Origin of the sequence: Neobacillus terrae (assembly GCF_011393025.1) — a bacterium.
Taxonomy (GTDB): Bacteria; Bacillota; Bacilli; order Bacillales; family Cytobacillaceae; genus Neobacillus_A; species Neobacillus_A terrae.
Genome location: NZ_JAAOEO010000032.1, coordinates 1 through 14,382, shown reverse-complemented (window position 1 = coordinate 14,382; position 14,382 = coordinate 1). Strand labels below are relative to the sequence as shown.

At 36.1% G+C, this 14,382-nt stretch carries 17 protein-coding genes; 11 read left to right on the top strand and 6 right to left on the bottom strand.

Going from position 1 to position 14,382, the window contains the following annotated elements:
* Positions 1 to 149: 149 nt before the first annotated feature.
* The 3 genes from G8761_RS24170 to G8761_RS24160 are packed head-to-tail and all read left to right on the top strand — an operon-like array spanning position 150 to position 3,057.
* On the top strand, positions 150 to 743 hold the full coding sequence (locus G8761_RS24170) for a DeoR family transcriptional regulator (RefSeq protein ID WP_166030503.1): 594 nt from the start codon (positions 150 to 152) through the stop codon (positions 741 to 743).
* Positions 740 to 2,395, top strand: coding sequence for a copper resistance protein CopC (locus G8761_RS24165; RefSeq protein ID WP_207789333.1), 1,656 nt, complete (start codon positions 740 to 742; stop codon positions 2,393 to 2,395). The genes G8761_RS24170 and G8761_RS24165 overlap by 4 nt, the downstream gene beginning before the upstream one ends.
* Positions 2,396 to 2,418: 23 nt before the next feature.
* Positions 2,419 to 3,057: a YcnI family copper-binding membrane protein gene (locus tag G8761_RS24160; RefSeq protein WP_166030502.1), complete on the top strand. Its 639-nt coding sequence runs from the start codon at positions 2,419 to 2,421 to the stop codon at positions 3,055 to 3,057.
* A 613-nt stretch (positions 3,058 to 3,670) separates the two neighbouring features.
* Here G8761_RS24160 and G8761_RS24155 read toward each other — a convergent pair.
* Positions 3,671 to 4,192 (bottom strand): V-type ATP synthase subunit D, encoded by a 522-nt coding sequence (locus tag G8761_RS24155; protein WP_166030501.1) that lies wholly within the window; start codon positions 4,190 to 4,192, stop codon positions 3,671 to 3,673.
* A gap of 236 nt (positions 4,193 to 4,428) precedes the next feature.
* Here G8761_RS24155 and G8761_RS24150 point away from each other — a divergent pair, with 236 nt between their 5' ends.
* Together G8761_RS24150 and G8761_RS24145 are read left to right on the top strand one after the other, a co-directional pair.
* Positions 4,429 to 4,782: a hypothetical protein gene (locus G8761_RS24150; protein ID WP_166030500.1), complete on the top strand. Its 354-nt coding sequence runs from the start codon at positions 4,429 to 4,431 to the stop codon at positions 4,780 to 4,782.
* Between the two features lie 677 nt (positions 4,783 to 5,459).
* A complete protein-coding gene (locus tag G8761_RS24145) occupies positions 5,460 to 5,762 on the top strand; it encodes a VOC family protein (RefSeq protein ID WP_338001028.1) in 303 nt (100 codons plus the stop codon).
* A 176-nt stretch (positions 5,763 to 5,938) separates the two neighbouring features.
* Here the strand turns inward: G8761_RS24145 and G8761_RS27435 are convergent, their stop codons facing one another.
* On the bottom strand, positions 5,939 to 6,124 hold the full coding sequence (locus tag G8761_RS27435) for a hypothetical protein (RefSeq protein WP_243450131.1): 186 nt from the start codon (positions 6,122 to 6,124) through the stop codon (positions 5,939 to 5,941).
* 15 nt (positions 6,125 to 6,139) lie between these two features.
* Positions 6,140 to 6,394 carry a zinc-binding dehydrogenase gene (locus G8761_RS27430; RefSeq protein ID WP_338001030.1) on the bottom strand — a complete coding sequence of 85 codons (255 nt, stop codon included), beginning with the start codon at positions 6,392 to 6,394 and terminating at the stop codon, positions 6,140 to 6,142.
* 424 nt (positions 6,395 to 6,818) lie between these two features.
* Here G8761_RS27430 and G8761_RS24135 point away from each other — a divergent pair, with 424 nt between their 5' ends.
* Complete coding sequence (locus G8761_RS24135) at positions 6,819 to 7,823, top strand: DUF3231 family protein (protein WP_166030499.1); 1,005 nt, start codon at positions 6,819 to 6,821, stop codon at positions 7,821 to 7,823.
* A 329-nt stretch (positions 7,824 to 8,152) separates the two neighbouring features.
* Here the strand turns inward: G8761_RS24135 and G8761_RS24130 are convergent, their stop codons facing one another.
* The 3 genes from G8761_RS24130 to G8761_RS24120 form a co-directional block, all read right to left on the bottom strand.
* Positions 8,153 to 8,524, bottom strand: a complete 372-nt coding sequence (locus G8761_RS24130; RefSeq protein WP_166030498.1) for a hypothetical protein — start codon at positions 8,522 to 8,524, stop codon at positions 8,153 to 8,155.
* Between the two features lie 175 nt (positions 8,525 to 8,699).
* Entirely contained in the window at positions 8,700 to 8,900 is a 201-nt protein-coding gene (gene cspC / locus G8761_RS24125; RefSeq protein ID WP_053367965.1) for a cold shock protein CspC, read from the bottom strand.
* A 322-nt stretch (positions 8,901 to 9,222) separates the two neighbouring features.
* On the bottom strand, positions 9,223 to 9,693 hold the full coding sequence (locus G8761_RS24120) for a DinB family protein (protein ID WP_166030497.1): 471 nt from the start codon (positions 9,691 to 9,693) through the stop codon (positions 9,223 to 9,225).
* Between the two features lie 352 nt (positions 9,694 to 10,045).
* Between G8761_RS24120 and G8761_RS24115 the strand changes: the two genes are divergently transcribed.
* The 5 genes from G8761_RS24115 to G8761_RS24095 all read left to right on the top strand — a co-directional run bounded on the left by G8761_RS24115 (position 10,046) and on the right by G8761_RS24095 (position 14,231).
* The gene (locus tag G8761_RS24115; RefSeq protein WP_166030496.1) at positions 10,046 to 11,014 is read left to right on the top strand and encodes a phosphotransferase enzyme family protein; all 969 of its coding nucleotides are present in this window, start codon (positions 10,046 to 10,048) and stop codon (positions 11,012 to 11,014) included.
* Between the two features lie 219 nt (positions 11,015 to 11,233).
* A complete protein-coding gene (locus tag G8761_RS24110) occupies positions 11,234 to 11,695 on the top strand; it encodes a CDI toxin immunity protein (protein ID WP_166030495.1) in 462 nt (153 codons plus the stop codon).
* Positions 11,696 to 11,899: 204 nt separating this feature from the next.
* The gene (locus tag G8761_RS24105; protein WP_166030494.1) at positions 11,900 to 12,475 is read left to right on the top strand and encodes a dihydrofolate reductase family protein; all 576 of its coding nucleotides are present in this window, start codon (positions 11,900 to 11,902) and stop codon (positions 12,473 to 12,475) included.
* Between the two features lie 213 nt (positions 12,476 to 12,688).
* A complete protein-coding gene (locus G8761_RS24100) occupies positions 12,689 to 13,345 on the top strand; it encodes an HAD family hydrolase (protein ID WP_166030493.1) in 657 nt (218 codons plus the stop codon).
* A gap of 160 nt (positions 13,346 to 13,505) precedes the next feature.
* Positions 13,506 to 14,231 carry an alpha/beta fold hydrolase gene (locus G8761_RS24095; protein ID WP_166030492.1) on the top strand — a complete coding sequence of 242 codons (726 nt, stop codon included), beginning with the start codon at positions 13,506 to 13,508 and terminating at the stop codon, positions 14,229 to 14,231.
* Positions 14,232 to 14,382: the final 151 nt, after the last annotated feature.

Sequence of the window (14,382 nt, the reverse complement as noted above, 5' to 3'; positions counted from 1 at the left end):
TTAATATTATTCTGTTAAGACTTGTGAATAGTTGTTAAATTATTGATGTTTTTTCACGGTTCGTTCACATTTCAACCTTGTTTATAGTATTAAAATATTTTAAAGTTGAAATATACATATTAATTCCTTTGAAAAAGGTGGCAGGTACCATGTTACCAAATGAACGAAGACAACAATTGTTAAAGTGGTTAAAAGACGAAGGTCCACTCTCCATTTCTGATATTAGTACAAGATTAAGGGTTTCTGAAATGACTGTATACCGAGATATAAAGCCATTATTAGAAGAAAATAAGATAGTTAAATCTTCCGGGGGTCTTTCTTTGAGGAATCAGCCCCAAGAAACTTTAAAAGGCTGCTCTTACTGCTTGAAAGAATCTTTTAGTAGAAACCCAGTACAGATTATTGCTCATGATTCACAAGTAGAGCAGCTATGCTGCCCACACTGCGGTTTATTGCGGTTCAAAGCAATTGAAGATGAAGTGTCACAGATTATTTGCCGTGACTTTCTTAATGACATGACGATAAGTGCCAAATTGGCTCACTATTTGTTAGACACGGATTTAAATTTAAATTGTTGTGAGCCCCAGGTTCTCACATTCAGTTCAAGGAAACAGGCGGAGCAGTTTAAAAAAGGATTCGGCGGTACTGTTTTAGGGTTCGAGGAAGCGATAGAGGAAATTGAATTAAGAATGGCTGGGAAGAGGAGCTGCGATTGCCATAGTAGTGAGGAATTAATAGATTGAGGAGCCAAAAAAGATCATCCTCTTTTATCATTTTAAGTCTTTTATTCCTATTTTCTTTTCCAACTTTCTCTTCAGCCCATGCTTTTATAACTAAGTCCAATCCATCGGAAAATCAAGTGATTAACCGTGTTCCCGGCAAGGTTTGGATTCAGTTTGATGAGGAAATTCAGCCTTCTTTCCAATCTATTGAGGTATTTGATTCAACTGGCAAGCGGATTGACCAGAAAGACGGACAGATTAATCCCGATAATCCAACAATCATTGAATGCAGTCTAAAAAAAAATTTAAAAAATGGCACTTACAGAGTTAATTGGCGTGTGGTGTCAAGTGACGGTCATCCTATTCAGGGAGTCATTCCTTTTCAAATCGGAAAAAAGGAACAAACACAGGCTAATACTGGTTTTAAACAAGAGACGAGGGGATATACCCCAAAAGCTGATTTAATTGTCATTCGTTGGATTCAATATATCAGTAATTCATTTTTAATTGGAATCCTATTCTTTTTCCTTTTTGTTCTGCCAAAAGATTTACTACATAACATCAGGATAAAAAGATCCCTAAGTGTTGTTCTCAAGTATTCATTTTTTCTTTTAGCCTTGAGTCTCATTTTATCTTTGCCCTTACAGGCGACCATTGAATCAGGTTCACCATGGACCACGGTATTTTCCGATAGTGTGATGAGTCAAATTATATTCAGCACATCGTTCGGTAAAACTTGGACGATCCAAATTACCATGTTGCTGCTTTTGATGCTTCCAGTCCTTTGGGTTAGTAAACATGGATTTTCCAAAAGGTTATGGGTGTGGATATCCTTTGTTTTTGGAATAGGGTTATTGTTAACGAAGGCGTACACAAGCCATGCAGCATCAAATTCCCATCCATTTTTGCCGATTACTATAGATTTCCTCCATTTATTAACTGCTTCTATTTGGATTGGAAGTTTACTTTGTATCGTTTTGCTGAGTCCTTTGACCCAATCTCAGGAGACCAGAAGTCACTTTTTTGAATGTATCCGGCAATTTTCTAAATGGGGAGTAATCCTAGTTATCCTATTATCCATAACGGGGGTCTACGGAAGTTTTTTATTTATCCCTACCTTACAGTCTTTAATTTATACAGACTATGGAAGAACTATGTTAGGAAAAGTACTGCTTTTGATGATCATGGTATTTCTAGCTGCATTTAATTTTATAAACGGAAAACGAGGAGTTGAAAAAGGGCTTCCTTTTTCAATAAAAACAGAATTAGCAACCGGAATAGTCATTTTGCTTCTTACGGTTATATTAACCAACTTACCGACCGCGATGGCTTCTCCAGGAGCGTTTAATGAAACCAAAACAGACAAACATGGAAATGGGATTACCTTCAAAGTCACTCCCAATACCATTGGGAAGAATGAATTTAAGGTTTTTCTTAAAAATTCTCAAGGGAAAAGGCTAAAAAATATTGAACAAGTGACCCTTACCTTCACCTCCCTTGAAATGGAAATGGGTGAAGATACCGTCACGTTAAAGGAACATAATTCGGGTGAGTATGAATGGACAGGATTTAATTTCAATATGTCCGGCAAATGGAGTGTTAAGGTTCATGTTTTAACCAAGGATTTAGATACAATGGATGCTAATTTTACTTGTATAGTTGGCAGCCAATGAAGAGATAGAAAAGGAGAATAACAATGAAAAAAATGTCTAAAATGTTTTTATTAACGGTGCTAGGATTATTTTTATTTTCTAGCACAGCTAGTGCTCACGTAACAGTTGTTCCAAAATCTTCAACTACTGGAGCATGGGAAACCTATACCGTAAAGGTACCGGTTGAAAAAGAAATACCGACAACGAAAATTACATTAAAAGCCCCTGAGGGTGTTGAAATAATGTCTTATCAGCCTGTTCCAGGATGGAAGTATTCAGCGGAAAAGGATGCGAAGGGTAAAGTAAAGTCCTTCAGTTTTGAATCGACAGGGGAGGGAATCCTTCAGGGACAATTTCAATCCTTTACATTCGTTGCAAAGAATCCAGACAATGCTACTCAAGTAGCTTGGGATGCCTATCAATATTACAAAGACGGATCAATTGTGGAATGGACAGGAGATGAAAATTCTAAATCTCCTCACTCTATAACTGATATTGTTGCTGGTGCTTCAGAAGACCATCATCAAGATAACCAGGCAAAAACAGGCGACACAAAGAAAGAAACAGTAAAAGCAGGGACTGTTTCAACAAATGAATCATCCAATTCTCTTCCACTTATCTTATCAATTGTTTCTTTAATACTATCGTTAGTGGCTGTTTTTCTTGCAGCTCGTAAAAAATAAGTAGAAGAAAGACCTATTCACTCTTGGATAGGTCTTTTTCTTATCTCTGTATTAAATAAGGTTGTTTAAGCTTATTAACTAAAGGAAACAAAAGCGGAAGATCCAGCTGAAAAAATAGCAGACATTTTTCTTTTTGCGCTCTCTCAGATTTATACGTTACTTACATATACTCGCTAATTCGCAAGATTTCAAATCACTTGGAAGGAACTTTAAGGTTGAAGAAGGTTTATACATAATGGCTAGATGATGACGTACTAAATGCCAGGAGCTAGTGATTACTTTAAATATTTCCATATTCAGTATGTATATTACACGCAACAAGTGGGGTGCGACAGAGAACAAACTGTTAAGGCGGTAAAAAAATCTTAGAATTTTATAGTAAAAAGGAATATAAATGTGTCACAGTCTGATAAGATGTTCTATTCAAAATCTGTTATCCCTCAATAAAAAATGACTAAAGGTTTACTCAATCCAAAATAAAAAAAGGTCAACCACAAATAACTGGCTAACCATTATTGTACCAACGGGTGCTTATTTTTAGTAAAAGATATTGCTCTGGCAACCCTTTATGCTTATTGAACTTCCAATAAAGGCTTTTTTGTTCTTAAAAGATTTATTTAGAATTAGCCCAATAATTGTTTTGGATTGTGTTTACCGGCTCACCATATCCCACGATATTATCAATGATGTCAATGAATTCCACCATTATTTCGTCTACCTTGTTTGTCAAAATAGTTTTTCCTCTACAAACAAGCTTTATTTTAGATTCTGTATATGTCAGTTCCCAAGTTTCTAAGACATCATCTTCATTATAAAACTTTATACTTTTTTCGCCTTCTCGGATCAATTCGTAGCAAATACGAGTCATTTTCTGGCCGTTTTTTGTTCCGACTATTTGATTAAAACATTCTCTAAATCCCAATCGCTCAAATGAATTAATAATATCCTCCGCCGACCATTCTTCATACATTTTCACGAGGACTAAAATATCATCAGCAAAATGGCTTGTATAACTGTCCAGTATTTCAACTAAGCTTATTTTTTTAACAGTACCTTTTATATCATAGGTAAACTTATGTGTTAAGGGTATTTCTTTTTCCCTTAAGAGCTTCAAAAAACTTCTATGTACGATCATTCTTTTCCCTCACCTTCTTTAAATACTTGGATAGACTCCCACTATTGGAAGATTTTTATTCATAATTGAGGACACAACACTCATCTTATTGTGTTAGTGGGGGGAGTTGAAGTTATTTTATAGTTGGTTCCTTAGCTGAAGTGAGTTTCAAAAAACGTTAAAGTCATAGAAAGAAGGATAAAACAACCTTGTTAATGAATAAAAATATAGAATCAATCGTTAGGAGGGTGCCAGTAATGATAAAACATTTCTTATCAGTAGCAATCATTCTTTTAAGTTTTTCTATAATTTACTGTGGATTTCAGATAGGTAATTACAACAAAAAACAGAACAGCAAGAGTATAGTTACTAATACTAGTATGGATAAAGGGTTATTAACATTTGGGGAAACGGCGAAATATTTAAGTATGTCTGCGGAGCAACTCAAATTAATTGTAAACGCACAAGATGAACAAAGAGGACAATTATCTTCTTTTGAGACATATGAATTTCTTCCGTACATTATAGTTTCTGGTGAAAAATATTTTAATAAAGTCCTAGTGAACGAATGGATAAAATATAATTCAACCAAATGGGAAGAAATTAATTAGCAGTTGTGCCTCTAACGTATATTTGAGTTCGGGAAGGAGTTGGAGCGGCAGTTCCTCTATTTTTTTTTGAATATGTAAGCAAAGGATATAGGTCGGTGTAAACATTAATTAATTCTAAAATCAGGAGAAATGTGATTAGTGAGTTCTAATAGGGATAATAAAGAAAGACAAAATAAATTATCTCAAAATCTAGCTAATTTAAAAACAAAAAATGAAAAAGAGCTTCCAAAGAACTTGGAGAGGACGGGCTGTCCAATTGAGACGGCTTTTTTGCTATTACATTAAAAGGGGAGAAAGCTTAATACCAAAGATGAATTTTAATTAATATTGAATGTTGAGGAGGTTCCTAAATAAAGATAGTTATTCAAGCATTTATTGCTCGGTAATAATTCATTTAACTTATTTGGTGCTATATTCTTAATAGGTTACAAAAAACAAGCGAATATTAGAACCGATGTTATGCTGGAGAAAATGTTGAAATCGGGTATTTTAGGAATAAAACCTTAGCACATGCTTATAGGTATTCTTTCCAATTCATGGGTCACACCTTATTTATGAATTAAAATAATTATGGAATATAATAAAAGAAGATTGAAAAATGGAGGAATACACAATGTTTAAGAGTAGCAGTGTATCGATAATAGTAGATGATTTAAAAAAAGGCTGAACATTTTTATGTGGAAACCTTAGGATTAAATGTCCAATTCAAAGTAGAAGAGCATTTGGTGCAGGTCGAAGTTCCTGGATTGACCATCGGGCTGGTTCATCCTCGTGAAGGACAAGAATCACATCCGGGGAAATCAGGGAGCGTCCATATTGGATTGGAAGTACAGGAATTAGATTCAGCAATAAAGTTGCTAAAATCCCGTGGTGTTGAGTTCCAGACTATAATGGAAGAAGAAGCAACCCGAATAGCTTATTTCAATGACCCTGAAGGGAATCCCCTTTACTTAATTGAGGTAAAAGATATAAATCTATAAGTGAACGATGTTCTTTAACTAAACCGTGCTTGTAAGTAATTGCTTCGGAACTCTTTTTTTCTATATGTTAAAGTGGCAGGTTAGCTTTTGAGGATAGTTGAACAGACTCTTTATACAAAAACCAAGACCGGCTATTTAAAAATTAGCAAGACTTGGTTTTATTTTTTTATGTGTTTTTATACGATACGCAAAATAGGCTTAATGGCCAGGCCTTTTTTAGAGTCTTCAAATGCTTCGTTAATTTGCTCAAATTCATAGTATTTAACTAATTTATCAAATGGGAATCGACCTGCTTTGTAATATTCAACAAGCTGAGGAATAAATATACGGGGAAACGCATCTCCTTCAATTACTCCCATCATGGTTTTTCCTTCTGCTTAAATATCATTATGCACATCAATAGTCATTTCAGGAGTTACACCAACAATAGCTGCTTTACCTAACGGACGTAAAGCTTGTAAACACTGACGAACCACAGGAGGTACGCCAGTTGTATCGACAGCATAGTTTGTACCGCCATTTGTGATAGCTTTGATTTCTTTGACAACATCTACTTGTGACCCATTAAAAGCATGAGTTGCGCCAAGTTGTTTTGCTAAGTCTAAACGACTTTCGTGTACGTCAACAGCAATGATGTATATGATTAAGGTAATGAGTGCGTTATTCCAAAAAGGATTAACGCACTTTTTGTTGAACTTCTTCTTGAACTACCATGAAAATAAGTTTCTTTAAGATTGGAAAAAATGACAATACTTAAGAAGACCCTGCTCAATCGATAAAAAAAAGAGGAGAGCGTTAATTAATAAGTCTATGGAGTGGCGTGGACTGGATTAAGGTCAGTATCAGTATTGACACTTCCTACCCATTTTCATTCTCTGTGGTGCAGCACTGATTTTGTGCTGCATGGATGGCTAAAGGGCAGGTTTGTTGAAGAATGTTTTTTGACAATTTCGAGATATCATACCAATCTTTTTGCTTCAACAGTAAGAAGTTTGAACTAATATAAAAACCTTTTTTGTACATAATAAGAAAAAAATAAAGGAGTATTGAGTAAAAATGGAGCATAACCCAAAACTTGTTTCTTCAGAAGTTGCAGCATTGTGGAGTGCTTATATGCAGAATTCAATGTCTTATTGTATAGTGCAGCATTTTGCCAACGTAAATGAAGATGTTGATAGTACTGACATTATTCAAACCGCATTAACAAATTGTAATTTTGTTGTGAATGAAGTCAAACAGTTCTTTGAAAAAGAAAATCATGCAATCCCTTTTGGATTTACGCAAGAAGATGTAAACTTAAAAGCAGGTAGAGTATATTCAGACCTTTTTACCCTGCGATATATTAAATACATGGCTGCCGCTGGAACAGTAGCCGCGGCAGCTTTACTAGAAGTATTGGCACGAAACGATATAAGAGAATTTTTTTCGAAAACTTCCGAAATGTTTATGAAACTATACAATAACGCATGTGATTTACTTCTTAAAAAGGGTGCGTTTGTCCGTTCGCCTACTATAGCACCAATGGTAAAAGCTGAATACCTTCAAAGTGAATCATTTCTATCAGGATTTATCGGCAAACATCGCCCTTTAACTGCCATTGAACTAGCACATATTTCTAAAAATACGGAAACAAACTCAATTGGCAGGAGTTTTGTATCAGGTTTTTCCCAAACTGCTACATCACCTGAAGTTAGAAAATATATGGAGAGAGGTACTGAAATAGCCGCAAAGCATGAAACTGTATTTAGACAAATATTGATAGAAGATGGAGTACCGTTGCCAAGTACATGGGATTCAACCATTTCTCAATCCATTGATGCACCATTTTCAGACAAGCTAATGATGTTTCAGGCTATCAGTTTAAATGAAATTAGTGTTGCTGGATACGGAGCCGCAATTGGTGCAAGTCTGAGACACGATTTAGGTGGACATTATACAAGGTTAGTAGCTGAAATACTTCAATTTGGGATTGATGGAGCTGAATTGATGATTGAAAACAGGTGGTTGGAACAACCTCCGCAAAATGTAGACAGGGAAGCATTGAGAAAAAGAAGTGTTTAATTGTACTCATAAACAACCAAAACAGTGATTTGGTGTTGCAAATAGCTATTAATTTTTTTGCAAATAACAGATTCTCTAATTTTCCTAATTGACATTTAATTTACAAATTGTGAATACTTTCACTTAAACAAACGGGGGCTAATGTTGAATAAAGATAAAAAAGCTCGTGCCATTTTGCAGGCCACGAGCTTTTTTGTTTACAAGTCTCATTTTTTACCTCATCACGCTAAGCTAATGCTGGGAGTTTTATTTCCTGAATAGTGGAATTTTAGGATGGCAATATTTATAAAAGATAATCTAACCGTGATACCAGCCTGTTTTCACATTAACTACAACAACATATCGGAATTCCCCATTCCTTGTGCCCATACTTCATAGAAGCCCTGACCGTCATTGACGTAAGCATTTTTGTAGGTAATAGAATCTTTTGTATCTGCGTATCCCGCTTCATAAAATTCTTTCTCAAATTTCTCCTTAACCCCAGGAGTCCAAGTCATTGGATCGTTAGCCTTTGCTGCGGCTGCAGTCTTTCGTTCTGCCTCTTTCTTAGCTTTAGCTGCGGCTGCAGCCTTTAGATCCGCTTCTTTCTTGGCTTTAGCAATTTCAGCTGTTTTTATAGATTCGTTTTCGGGGCAGTATAAGAAAGAATGAAATGAAGAAGTATTGTAAAAGAAAAATAAATAACCATATACATACCGCATATTGTCAAACAGTATGTTATAATGTAAACGAACCTTTGAAGCTTTAAATCTTTTTATATTACCTGTACCATCTCCCTACTCGAACGTTGAGTAGGGTTTTTTATTGAGCATTATAAAGAAGCACATAAAAAACAGGCTCTATAGAGAGAACCTGTTTGTAATAATTTATTTAAGATTAAGCTTTTTGTACATTAGCAGCTTGAGGTCCACGAGCACCTTGCTCAACGTCAAACGTTACTTTTTGACCTTCGTCTAAAGATTTGAAGCCTTCACTTTGGATTGCAGAGAAGTGTACGAATACATCGTCTCCATTTTCACGTTCGATAAAGCCAAAACCTTTTTCTGCATTAAACCATTTAACTGTACCTTGTTCCATTTTTGTTGCCTCCCAGTGCGTTACCACACAATGTATTACTATCCTTGCCCAAAGTGATTTTCAAGACGAAAAGTCGATACTCATACAATCCTTTTACACCGAACAAAAATAATTCTTCTCTAGAATAACAGGAAAAGGAAGAGATTGCAAATCATTGGGCTAAACTTCTGTAAGGAGTAGAGACTTTTTTCTGTTATTCGACTAACGGGGCAGGTCAGTGGAAGAAGAGGAATGAAAATCGCTTCCTCTTTAATACAGTATTTGACACAAACTGTGTAATAAAAAAGGTGTACCACTATTGTGATAGCACCAATGGATTTGTTTAATCCCAGATACGGATTCTTGGTACCCCTGCTGTCCTTAAATAATCCAATAACTGCCCAGTATGAACGGATTCGTGATAAGCAACACGTAAAAGCATATCCCCTAATTCTCTTATGTAACCCGATTCAGAGCGGTCAATGTTTATATTTTCTAAATCACCTTCGGAAAATGACTTAATATTATCTATAAATTGCTTTCGGTATGGTTCTGCAAATTCCAATTCAGCATTTACAGAAGTAAAGGGCTGATTTTCGAAAGGGGAATCGAAAACGGATAAACTCCCTCTATTTCTAATTGCAAGGTCATAATAATGTTCGCTTTCAAGTACGTGCCTAATCATTTCTAGGCAATTCATTGCTTCATCATCTGGCTTCCAGTGAAGCTTTTCTTCAGGAATAGATGTCCAGACCTTTATGCTTCTCCTTCTTACTTCATTTAAGTTAAGAATAATTAAATCAATTGAGTTCATAAAAATTCCTCCATAATAAGGCATATATTAATTATACACGAATGAACGTTCGTGCTGAATTCATTGAAAAGAATTTTTAGAATTTATTACACAGTTGCGAAGTAGAGAAGGTGCTTCTTCAACTACCGGGGCTTATGTTTAAATAAGGATTTGCTGGGCAGCTATTTTTGCTTATTGTACAAAACGGGCAAGGCAGTCGAAGAAAAATCAAACAAATAAAAAGGATATTATCGAATTTCTTTGTTTTAAAATGTGAAGTTAATTTACAGGATTAGAGGCAGTAATGTTGAATAAAATTTACATTGCCTAGAAAATCATTGATTAAGAATCGGAAAGAGAGGGGTTTGGCGTGATGAAGGAAGTGGTGTTAAAATCAGCAGCAAATGCATTCGGGCTTGATTCAGATTTGCTTACACATGTGGGCGGCTATATCAATGACGTCTATCAATACCCAGCGCAAAATGGGGATCCTTCACGGATAATGCGTTTAACAAAACAGTCTTGGCGTAACCAAAAAGAGGTATTGGCAGAATTGCACTTCATGAAATATCTGTTTGATAACGGTGTTTCTGTTCCTGATATACTCCCATCAAAAGATGGAAATTTGGTTGAAAGTGTGGAAGGCAGTTATTACGCCTCTATGTTCACAAAAGCTCCTGGTCGAATCCCGGTTGAAGAAGATTGGAACGAGAAAATGGTTGGCAACTGGGGACGCATCGTTGGACAGATGCACTTGCTTACCCAATCCTATGTCCCTCTGCAAGGTGCTAAACGCCGAGATTGGAAACAGGAGCCTTGGATGGATATGATGCGTCACCTGCCACATGAAGAGCCGATTGTTCGGCAGAAAGCGGATCAGCTGTTAAATTGGTTGGAAACTATTCCAAAGGATGGAAAAAACTATGGTCTTGTCCACTGCGACCTTTACGATCAAAACTTTTTCGTTACGAAAGACGGTAGGATAACGGCATTTGACTTTGATGATTGTTGTTATCATTGGTTTGCCTTTGATGTCGCTACCATCCTTTACTTGGTCATCGCAAGATTCAACCGACAAGAAAAAAAGGGGGAGTCGCTCGATGATCACGTAGCCTGGTTCCTTGACGCGTTTCTAAAAGGCTATCAAGTGGTGAACACCTTCGACAATTGGTGGTTAAAAGCCTTGCCGTATTTGCTGAGTTATCGTCAGTTGCTCGGTTATAACTTATGGCACCAGCGTTATGACTGGAAAACAGTAGATGGCGAATTAAAGACGAAATGGTTACGCATGAAAGCGGAGATTGAAGCAGATGAACCATTGACCAATTATCCATTTGAATGATCTTCGATATTGTGGCTAATGTGAAATTGTTTCGAGGGAATTTCATATTAAAAAAGTTACAGCCCTTCTTCAACTACCTATTTGAAAGCTTTTGTTACTAATTCTCTATTGATATGTTAGGTTGGATAACTTAAATTACCTATTCCTTAGTGACCTAACGGAGGTTCATGTTATGTAAAGGTGTCGCTTTAATAAATAGAATTAGCTAGGTGAAAGTGGATGGAAAATAACGATAGGAAGAAAAGGTTGGAAATACTTTTAGAACGGCAAAAACGCAAACAGGAAAAAATAAATAGTATCAATTATGGAATTTTATTTGATGAATGTATAGAAGTTATGGGAAGTGACGTGACCATTTTTTCTAATGAGAAGAGTAATGAACTTTATGAATCCTTTCAAGAACAGGTTCCATTTACACCATTTAATGGAATTGATTGGTACAAAATAGAAAAACATCACCTAATTTCTGATTTATCTGAGGTTGCTGACCTACTCAATCAAGAGAATGTTGAAGAGTATTGGGGTTACGGGAATTTTCCAGTAATAAAAGCCAATTTGAAAACAATTATAAATGCATTTGACGATTTGATTGCAGTTTCTTCAGATACTTATCTATATATACCAATGAAATATGTGATTGAGGTTTATCATGAAGGAGAAATAACAATCGGTTATTTATAAGCCTTCTCTTATTCGTTAATCCAGGAAGGATAACCGCCTTTTTTTGTTAGGCTATGTTAAACCTTGTTGTTGGTGAAATCATGCCTGTTTTCTGTGACCGATACGAATGACAAACTTCGGCTTTCTGCTTATCCTTGTTAATAGATTAGCAACCCAAGTTGAATTATAATGTAGATATCCCTTATGAACAAAGGAGAACTAAAAATGAGAAAACTTGTTCTATTTCTGCACGCATCGCTTGACGGTTTTGTAGAAGGTCCGAACGGTGAAATGGACATTGGCTGGGTTTCCTACGATTCTGACTTGGAGAAACACGCGAAAGAAATTCTGAGTACTGCGGACACTGTCATATGGGGACGTGGGACTTATCAGATGATGCACAGTTACTGGACATCTGTGCCGTCGGACCCTTCAGCTTCGCAGCATGAACGGGATCATGCCGAGTGGATCGAAAAGACAGCCAAAATCGTTTTTTCCACGACGATGGAGAAAGTCGAATGGAACAATTCCAGACTGGTGAAAGAAGATGTCGAGGAAGAGATCAAGAACCTCAAACAGGAGCCAGGCAAGGATATGGTCATCCTCGGCAGTCCTAGGTTAGCACACTACCTTATGCAGCTTGATTTAATAGATGAGTATAAAATTACGGTTTCTCCAGTCCTGATCGGCAGCGGGTTGCCGTTATTCCAAGGTCTCAAGGAGAAGATTAATCTTAAACTTATCGAAAACAAGACATTTGATTCTGGAGCCATAGCCCTCGTTTACCAGACAGTTAGATGACCTTTTCTCCTAAAGCAGATTACGACGGATACGATAGCTCAATAAGCCGCCTCTTCAACGAGGCGGTTTTTTTATCGTTAAGATCAACATCAGATTTAACATAGCCTTTTGTTAAACTCTTTATTGAACAATCGTGGCAGGTTAGCTTAAGAAGGTATATTGATTACTTGTATAGAATAAAAGGAAAAACTGTTTTCGGGGGAGTCGGGGTTTATGGTTAAGGCTGTCATCTTTGATTTAGATGGGACTTTGTTAAATAGAGATGAATCGGTAAAGAAATTTATCGATAACCAATATGCAAGATTAAATAAGTGGCTTAACCATATCCCAAAAGAGAAATACATTACACGATTTATAGAACTAGATAATCGTGGCTACGTTTGGAAGGATAAAGTATATCAACAACTAACAGAGGAATTTGAAATTAAAGGATTAACTTGGGAGGACTTCCTTCAAGATTATATAAGCCGATTTAAAGATAATTGCGTCCCCTTTCCCAACCTCTTTGAATTGTTAGAGGAACTTAGGAATAATCAGTTGAGCCTGGGGATGATTACTAATGGAATTGGGCAATTTCAAATGGATAATATAAAGGCGTTAGGCATTGAAGAGTATTTTAAATCAATTCTGGTTTCCGAATGGGAAGGACTGAAAAAACCTGATCCCAATATATTTTTACGAGCCTTGAATCAACTTAACGTTTTGCCAAATCAAAGTGTTTATGTTGGTGACCATCCTGAAAATGACGTGAAGGCTGCTCAAAAAGTAGGGATGAAAGGAATTTGGAAAAAGGATACTCAATGGAGTAATGTTAATGCGGATTTTATTATAGATGATTTGATGGAATTACCTTCACTCCTTGGAATTTAAGTCAGCAAATAAATAAGTTATGTAAATTATATGGGTTCTTCCTATCGATCTGTCTAAGCATAACTTTATTTGACTAAAGGGGCAGGTTAGAGGATAAGGAGTGTTAAATTTGTTGAATTTTAACTAACTGATAGTTGGCTAAATGAGAGGAATAGACTAAATGACCAAAGAAATTTTTGTGAAAATAAGTGAGTGTACACTATACGCTAAATTGGCGGGAGAAAATTACGGAAAACCAACTGTCATAATGGATGCTGGATATGGAGACTTTTCCAAGGCTTGGGATTCAGTCATTGGAGATATTTCAATGTTCTCTAATGTTCTAGCTTATGATAGAGCAGGACTCGGGAAAAGTGAAACAAGTTCTAATCCCAGAACCAGCCACCAAATGGTAAAAGAATTAAAGGAACTTCTTATTGAAGCCAAGATTAAACCTCCCTACATTTTAGTCGGTCATTCCTTTGGTGGAGTAAATATGCGGATATATGCAACTGAATATCATAATGACGTTTGTGGACTTGTCCTGGTTGACTCTACGCCAGAGGATTACAGAGAAAGATTTCTCCCAACGATGTCACAAGATTTTCAACAAGCATACAACAAGCAATTTGTTTACGAAGGTAATTATGATGAATTTATGGAAAGCCTAAACCAGTTAAAAGAAACCAAACCTAAATTAAATGTCCCATTAATTGTTCTTGCGGCTGGTAAGAAGGCTCATTATTCAAAGGAATCACAAGAGCTATGGAATGAAATGCAGAGGGAGATTCTTAAAATATCAACAAATGGTGAATTGGTGGTTGCTGAAAACAGTGCTCATAATATACAGAATGATGAACCAGAAGTGGTAATAAGTGCGATAAAAAAGCTGGTTAACATTATTTAAGATTAGATTGTGAAGGATTGTACTTAAACTATCGGGGGCTTATGTTAAGTAATGGTGTTGCTGCGGCAGCATCTTTTTTCTTATTCAGCTAAACCAGCTAATAGTTTGTCAAGACTTTTCAATAAAAATAGAAATTTTGCCATGGTATACT

Coding starts and splice junctions, on each gene's coding strand:
- G8761_RS24170 (WP_166030503.1), top strand. CDS start 150: ATGTTACCAAATGAACGAAGACAACAATTGTTAAAGTGGTTAAAAGAC.
- G8761_RS24160 (WP_166030502.1), top strand. CDS start 2,419: ATGAAAAAAATGTCTAAAATGTTTTTATTAACGGTGCTAGGATTATTT.
- G8761_RS24155 (WP_166030501.1), bottom strand. CDS start 4,192: ATGATCGTACATAGAAGTTTTTTGAAGCTCTTAAGGGAAAAAGAAATA.
- G8761_RS24150 (WP_166030500.1), top strand. CDS start 4,429: ATGATAAAACATTTCTTATCAGTAGCAATCATTCTTTTAAGTTTTTCT.
- G8761_RS27435 (WP_243450131.1), bottom strand. CDS start 6,124: ATGATGGGAGTAATTGAAGGAGATGCGTTTCCCCGTATATTTATTCCT.
- G8761_RS24135 (WP_166030499.1), top strand. CDS start 6,819: ATGGAGCATAACCCAAAACTTGTTTCTTCAGAAGTTGCAGCATTGTGG.
- G8761_RS24130 (WP_166030498.1), bottom strand. CDS start 8,524: ATGCGGTATGTATATGGTTATTTATTTTTCTTTTACAATACTTCTTCA.
- cspC (WP_053367965.1), bottom strand. CDS start 8,900: ATGGAACAAGGTACAGTTAAATGGTTTAATGCAGAAAAAGGTTTTGGC.
- G8761_RS24120 (WP_166030497.1), bottom strand. CDS start 9,693: ATGAACTCAATTGATTTAATTATTCTTAACTTAAATGAAGTAAGAAGG.
- G8761_RS24115 (WP_166030496.1), top strand. CDS start 10,046: ATGAAGGAAGTGGTGTTAAAATCAGCAGCAAATGCATTCGGGCTTGAT.
- G8761_RS24110 (WP_166030495.1), top strand. CDS start 11,234: ATGGAAAATAACGATAGGAAGAAAAGGTTGGAAATACTTTTAGAACGG.
- G8761_RS24105 (WP_166030494.1), top strand. CDS start 11,900: ATGAGAAAACTTGTTCTATTTCTGCACGCATCGCTTGACGGTTTTGTA.
- G8761_RS24100 (WP_166030493.1), top strand. CDS start 12,689: ATGGTTAAGGCTGTCATCTTTGATTTAGATGGGACTTTGTTAAATAGA.
- G8761_RS24095 (WP_166030492.1), top strand. CDS start 13,506: ATGACCAAAGAAATTTTTGTGAAAATAAGTGAGTGTACACTATACGCT.